The organism is Kaistella sp. (assembly GCF_049588135.1).
Taxonomy (GTDB): domain Bacteria; phylum Bacteroidota; class Bacteroidia; order Flavobacteriales; family Weeksellaceae; genus Kaistella.
Map to the genome: position 1 here is coordinate 1 of NZ_JBAVFG010000046.1, position 5772 is coordinate 5772.

The window sequence follows — 5772 nt, forward strand, 5'->3', positions numbered from 1 at the left end:
GATTATGTAGAAATTATGAACTCATAATGGAAACCTCTGAAAATATGGTCAAATTATCCGCCATAAAATTTTTACTGAATAAAATTTAAACAGGCTCTTAGAAAATGAGAAATTACTTCTGCCCATTTTTGCAAATCGGGAAGCCAGCCTATTGTTCCGTAAGTCGTATAAACGATATCGAATTTTTGATGCAAAACATCCGGTAAATCATAAACATCTGAAACAATGAATTTGGTATCTGTCCCGCATTTTTCCTTTAAATCTATTGCTGCTTCAATTGCTTTATCAGACAAATCAATTCCTGTAACTTTCGCTCCCAATCGAGAAAGCGAAATAGAATCTTGACCGAAATGGCATTGCAAATGCAGAATTTTTTTTTCTTTAATTTCACCCAAAAGATCCAACTCAATAGAATTTAAAGAACTTCTACCTTTTAAAAATTCATCAACAAAATAGAAATCAGATTTTAAATGCGTTTCTACTTTTGCATTCCATAATTTACGATTGATGTCGAGATAATTTTCCATTATTTCCAAATTAAAAATAAAGTTCCAGCAATAATTAAACTTGCGCCAACTGCCGTTTTCCAAGTTAATGTTTCTCCTAAAAATATGACGGCAAATATGATGGTTAAAGCTAAACTGAGTTTATCAATTCCTGCCACTTTCGAGACTTGTCCTATTTGTAATGCTTTAAAATAAAAGACCCAAGAGAGACCAGTCGCAAATCCAGAAATCGTGAGGAAAATCCAGTTTCGAGATGATAATTCTCCGATTGCTCGATATTCATTTCGAAAAAAAACGATCATCCAAATCATCACCAAAACCACAACTGTCCGAATAGCTGTCGCTAAATTAGAATTTACATTTTCAACTCCAATTTTGGCAAAAATTGCAGTAGCTGCTGCAAATAAAGCGGAAAGTAAAGCATAAATCCACCACATTTTTTTGGTAATATTTTCAAGAATTAATTGAAGATCATTTGTTAGATTAACTTTCGTTAGAAAATACAACTTCATGATAAATAGAATCTCTCAACACAAAAATAGGTTAAAAAATAAAATTAAAAAAAGGGAATTTGGCAGCAAAACCTTGTCTTTATCTGAAATGATTCATTTTTTTTAAGAATCTGAAATTTAAGAAGGAATAACAATTGAAGTATAAAGACTGTAAATATCCCAACCTAATAATTCATACAATGACTTGCCTTCTTCTGTTGCCACTAGAAAATTATTGAAAATACCTTTCGATAAAGCTATTTTCTCTAGTTCCTTCATTACAAAAGTTGCTAGACCTTTTCTTTGATGATTAATTTCTGTGGAAATTCGATCATAAATTGCTAAATCATCAACAAGAACAACTCGACCAATTGATGATAGTTCTCCTTTTTTAGTCACAATTTTAATAACAAAAGTGGAATTGTAATTTTCATATTCCAATCTATAATCTTCATGCAAACTAACATTTGGAAGACTCATTGGATGAAAGCAACTCATCATATAACCTTGCGGCTGAACTTGCCATTTCTCAGGAATTAAATTTTTAAAACGCTCAAAAGAATTACAGACTTTCAGAAAAACCCAAGGCTCAAAAATAGTTTCTGACAATTGCAAAAAATCAGAATTAATATCAGAAAAAACATATCTCGATTTTTGCTTTTCATCATTAACATCTACTTTAAAACCTGATTTGTACTGAATTGGCAAAGCCAGATTTCTTGACAAAGACCAACCTTTTAGCCATTTTTCTAATATCTCGTTAGAAATTTCTTTTTCCAATTTTATGAGTTCAAAAATTCTTTAATCGAAACTGTTTTCTGTTCGCCGTTTTCCAGATTTTTCACGGTAATATTTCCTTCCGAAATTTCCTGTTCGCCGAAGAAAACCAAATTTGGAATTCCTTTTTTTTCGGCGTAAGTAAATTGTTTTTTCAATTTTGCAGATTCTGGATACAATTCTGCAGAAACTCCTTTTGCCCGAAGTTGACCAATAATTTTCATCGCTGCTAAAGATTCATTTTCACCATAATTGGCAAAAAGATATTGTACTACATTTATGGAATTTGCGGGAAATAATCCGAGTTCTTCCATCACCAAATAAATTCGGTCAAGACCAAAAGAAATCCCAATTCCAGGAATATTTTTCACTCCGAAAACTTCGGTTAAATTATCATATCTTCCACCACCGCCAATGGAACCCATGGCAACATTATTGGCTTTCACCTCGAAAATTGCTCCAGTATAATAATCTAAACCACGCGCTAAAGTGATGTCGAATTTTAAATTTTCGGAAGAAATTCCTAAATCTACACATTTAATTAAGACAAATTCTAATTCTTCTACTCCACTCTTTCCGATTTCATTTCCTTGGAATTTTTCTTTTAACTGTACTAAATTTTCGAGTGCATTTTCACTTTGATTAAATAGAAAATCTAATTTATCAATTGATTCTTGAGAGATGTTTTTTTCTAATAATTCTTTAACGACTCCTTCTTTACCAATTTTATCCAATTTATCGAGTGCAACGGTAAAATCAATCAATTGTTCCGAAATTCCTGCATATTCTGCCAAACCTGAAAGGATTTTTCTATTATTCAAATGAAGTGTAACCGGAATTTTTAATTCTGAAAAAGATTTCAAATACAATTGAACCAACTCTATTTCCTGCCACAAACTCTCACTTCCTACGACATCAGCATCGCATTGATAGAATTCACGAAAACGCCCTTTTTGTGGACGATCTGCTCGCCAAACTGGCTGAATCTGATACCGTTTAAAAGGGAAAGTCATTTGCCCGTGATTCATAGCAACATATCTTGCAAATGGAACTGTTAAATCATAGCGCAACGCTTTCTCTGAAATTTGCGAAATCAGTTTTTGCGAATTTTTAGCCGCCCAATCTTCATCTTTTGTTTTCGAAGCGTAGTCACCAGAATTTAAAATCTTAAAAATCAAACGATCTCCTTCTTCACCATATTTCCCCGTTAAAGTGGATAAGTTTTCGAAACTTGGCGTTTCTAAAGGCTGGAAACCAAATAGTTCAAAATTATTCTGTAAAGTATTGATAATGAATTTTCTTCGGTAAACTTCTTCGGCGGAAAAATCTCGGGTTCCTTTTGCTAAACTTGGCTTCATATTTAATGAGAAATAAGTGATAAGTAATTGCTTGCAAAAATAGGGAAATGAAAAGGATTTCTGTTTAAATCAGAAATTAAAATCATTGAAATTTATTGAAATTCAAGCTTTAATTATTATTTTCGCTCAGTTTAGAATTGCAAAATAGGATTTAAAACAACTTTGTCAAAGTCAACAAAAACACTTCTGAAAACTTTGACAAAGTGGAATAAGTGTTCGCAAATTTTATACAGTTTCCAAAATTTCAATAATTTCTTCACCATAGTTTTCGATTTTATGTTTACCAAAACCTTTAATATCAAGTAATTCTTCTTTTTTAGCCGGTTTGTATTTTGCGATTGAGAAGAGTTCTTTGTTGGTAGCAATAAAATAAACTGGTAGTTTTTGATCTTTCGCTTTTTCCGACCGCCATAATTTGAGTAAATCAAGAATTTTAATTTCATCCAAAGAAAGTTCCACGTCTTGCTCTACACTATACTTCTGCGGTTTTGGTTCGTTGACCTGTATTTTCAATTCTTCATAATAAAGAACGACGGACCAATAACTTTCATCGTCTTTCACAAATGCAGTTTCGTATTTCAGAATATTATTTTCCTGAAGAAAATAGTCTAGAACCTTTTGGTCAGCAAAAATAAATTCGTCTGACAATCTTATTTTAAAAATCTTTACTTTCATGGTTTTAAAGTTTTTCCTCACCCCACCCCTCTCCAATAGAGAGGGAGAGGCGCGGTAATTATTTATACATTATTTACTGCCCAAAAGAAGAATTTCTTCTACCCGGATTTCGGTGATGTAATGCTTCACCCCTTCCTTATCATCCCAGTTGCGGTAAACAACTTTGCCTTCTACCGCAATCTCTTTTCCTTTTTCTACATACTTCTCCATAATATCGGCTAATTTACCGTGGACAACCAAATTATGCCATTGTGTTTCTTCCACTTTTTCACCAATAGCATTGGTGTAATGATCGGTGGTTGCTAAACTTACTTTAGCTAATTTTCCGTTTTCGAATTGTACGATTTCTACATCTTTTCCTGTTCTACCGATTAAGGTAACTTTGTTTCTTAGTGACATGGCTTTAAATTTTATAATTAAACATTAGAAACGAGTCTCACTGATCTTCCTCGAATCTCTGTTGCAAAGGTTCACCAGCTTTCAAAAATTAGTCGGTATGGAATCACTTAATATCGTTTGTATTCGTTTGTATCGTTTATATATTTAAAAATCAGTAAATTAAAATTTAATTTTTGAAGAATCTGTGATTCAACTTTCTAGGAAACTCTACCTAATAACCATAATCGGCAAATCAAAAAGTCCAAAAAGAAAAATATTAAAGACCATTTAAACATTCAGTGTAATATGAGCATGAGCGCACAAGAAAAATATAAAATCATTGTACAACCTTATCTTGAATAAAGAAATGAAAAATATTACGAAACCAAAATGGATGTAGAGATTGCGAAAATAAAAGCAGAATTTTTGTAAATAGCAGCTTGATTAGCGGCGACAATCCTCTAGTTAAAAGAAAATTGTTCCATCGGTAGAATCTCGGATAATCTAGAAGCATTAACTTTCGAACGGTACTTTTTACGAAGAATTTTATTGATGTTTTTAAGTGCACCGTTGGTACCTATTTTTATAGAATTTTCTGCAGAACCCAATAACCGACCATTTTTTTTGTAAGTGTCATAAGAAGCTTCGGCAAGTAACTCACCAGTCGCATTATAAATTTTCATGCTTACAACCACTTGATTCGAAAAAACATACTTCCCAAATCCCACTTTAAAATACTTCACTTTTGGAACTACTGCGTATTGCGCATTATTATTTTCACAAAACTCACTAATCAAACTTGTTTCTGCATCATCATAAGGAATATTATAATCCACACGAAGCAACTTATTACTTTTAGAAACACTGATCTGATCTGATAATGCAGAAAAAAAAGCAGAATAGGTTGGCTCTTTTATTTCTTCGATATCGGGAAAAATTTCAGGATTAAAATAAAGAATCTGGTAAGTTTTGGGATCTTTACTCAATAAGCTAGTTTGTGCGGAAAGCGCACAGCAAGCGGTTAACAGTAAAATGACTGTAAAATGTGTTCTAATTAAATAAAGATTTCTCATTGTTTCGTGTAATGCAAAGATACTGCCATCCAGCAACATAAGCAATAGGATTTTAAGATTTTTTTAACATTTATTAATAAATTTCCCATTTATAAAAGCAATAGTGCTTTTGAGATTAAATAAATAGTTGTACTTTTGCACCCGTTACATAATAATCATTAAAACAATATTGGAATGTACTTAACAACTGACAAGAAGAAAGAAATCTTCGCAAAACATGGAAAGTCTGACGCAGACACTGGAACAGCAGAAGGACAAGTAGCCCTTTTCACTTTCAGAATCAACCACCTTTCAGGTCACCTGAAAAAAAACCACAAAGATTACGCAACTGAGAGATCATTGGTACTTTTGGTAGGTAAAAGAAAAGCACTTTTAGATTATCTTAAGAAAAAAGATATTACTAGATATAGAGCTATTATCGCTGAACTTGGATTAAGAAAATAATCATTTTCCAAACAAAATTAAAGCAACTCCATTTCGAGTTGCTTTTTTTATGTTTAGTTTGGAAGTAGAT

General features: G+C 32.2%; 7 protein-coding genes and 1 pseudogene. 1 reads left to right on the forward strand and 7 read right to left on the reverse strand.

Annotation, left to right across the window (positions count from 1 at the left end):
- Positions 1 to 77 precede the first annotated feature (77 nt).
- The 7 genes and pseudogenes from WBY99_RS02620 to WBY99_RS02650 form a co-directional block, all read right to left on the reverse strand.
- A pseudogene (locus WBY99_RS02620) lies at positions 78 to 527 on the reverse strand (class I SAM-dependent methyltransferase); the annotation flags it as partial.
- On the reverse strand, positions 527 to 943 hold the full coding sequence (locus WBY99_RS02625; RefSeq protein ID WP_423974800.1) for an EamA family transporter: 417 nt from the start codon (positions 941 to 943) through the stop codon (positions 527 to 529). The pseudogene WBY99_RS02620 and the gene WBY99_RS02625, both read right to left, overlap by 1 nt.
- Positions 944 to 1135: 192 nt before the next feature.
- A complete protein-coding gene (locus WBY99_RS02630; protein WP_423974794.1) occupies positions 1136 to 1777 on the reverse strand; it encodes a GNAT family N-acetyltransferase in 642 nt (213 codons plus the stop codon).
- A 2-nt stretch (positions 1778 to 1779) separates the two neighbouring features.
- The gene (gene hisS / locus WBY99_RS02635) at positions 1780 to 3132 is read right to left on the reverse strand and encodes a histidine--tRNA ligase (RefSeq protein ID WP_423974795.1); all 1353 of its coding nucleotides are present in this window, start codon (positions 3130 to 3132) and stop codon (positions 1780 to 1782) included.
- Between the two features lie 225 nt (positions 3133 to 3357).
- Complete coding sequence (locus WBY99_RS02640) at positions 3358 to 3807, reverse strand: HRDC domain-containing protein (protein WP_423974796.1); 450 nt, start codon at positions 3805 to 3807, stop codon at positions 3358 to 3360.
- 69 nt (positions 3808 to 3876) lie between these two features.
- Entirely contained in the window at positions 3877 to 4206 is a 330-nt protein-coding gene (locus WBY99_RS02645) for a single-stranded DNA-binding protein (RefSeq protein WP_423974797.1), read from the reverse strand.
- Positions 4207 to 4646: 440 nt separating this feature from the next.
- Positions 4647 to 5297, reverse strand: a complete 651-nt coding sequence (locus WBY99_RS02650; protein WP_423974798.1) for a pyruvate decarboxylase — start codon at positions 5295 to 5297, stop codon at positions 4647 to 4649.
- Between the two features lie 135 nt (positions 5298 to 5432).
- On the opposite strand from WBY99_RS02650, the gene rpsO reads away from it, so the two are divergent.
- Entirely contained in the window at positions 5433 to 5702 is a 270-nt protein-coding gene (gene rpsO / locus WBY99_RS02655; RefSeq protein WP_423974799.1) for a 30S ribosomal protein S15, read from the forward strand.
- Positions 5703 to 5772: the final 70 nt, after the last annotated feature.

Coding starts and splice junctions, on each gene's coding strand:
- WBY99_RS02625 (WP_423974800.1), bottom strand. CDS start 943: ATGTGGTGGATTTATGCTTTACTTTCCGCTTTATTTGCAGCAGCTACT.
- hisS (WP_423974795.1), bottom strand. CDS start 3,132: ATGAAGCCAAGTTTAGCAAAAGGAACCCGAGATTTTTCCGCCGAAGAA.
- WBY99_RS02640 (WP_423974796.1), bottom strand. CDS start 3,807: ATGAAAGTAAAGATTTTTAAAATAAGATTGTCAGACGAATTTATTTTT.
- WBY99_RS02645 (WP_423974797.1), bottom strand. CDS start 4,206: ATGTCACTAAGAAACAAAGTTACCTTAATCGGTAGAACAGGAAAAGAT.
- WBY99_RS02650 (WP_423974798.1), bottom strand. CDS start 5,297: ATGTTGCTGGATGGCAGTATCTTTGCATTACACGAAACAATGAGAAAT.
- rpsO (WP_423974799.1), top strand. CDS start 5,433: ATGTACTTAACAACTGACAAGAAGAAAGAAATCTTCGCAAAACATGGA.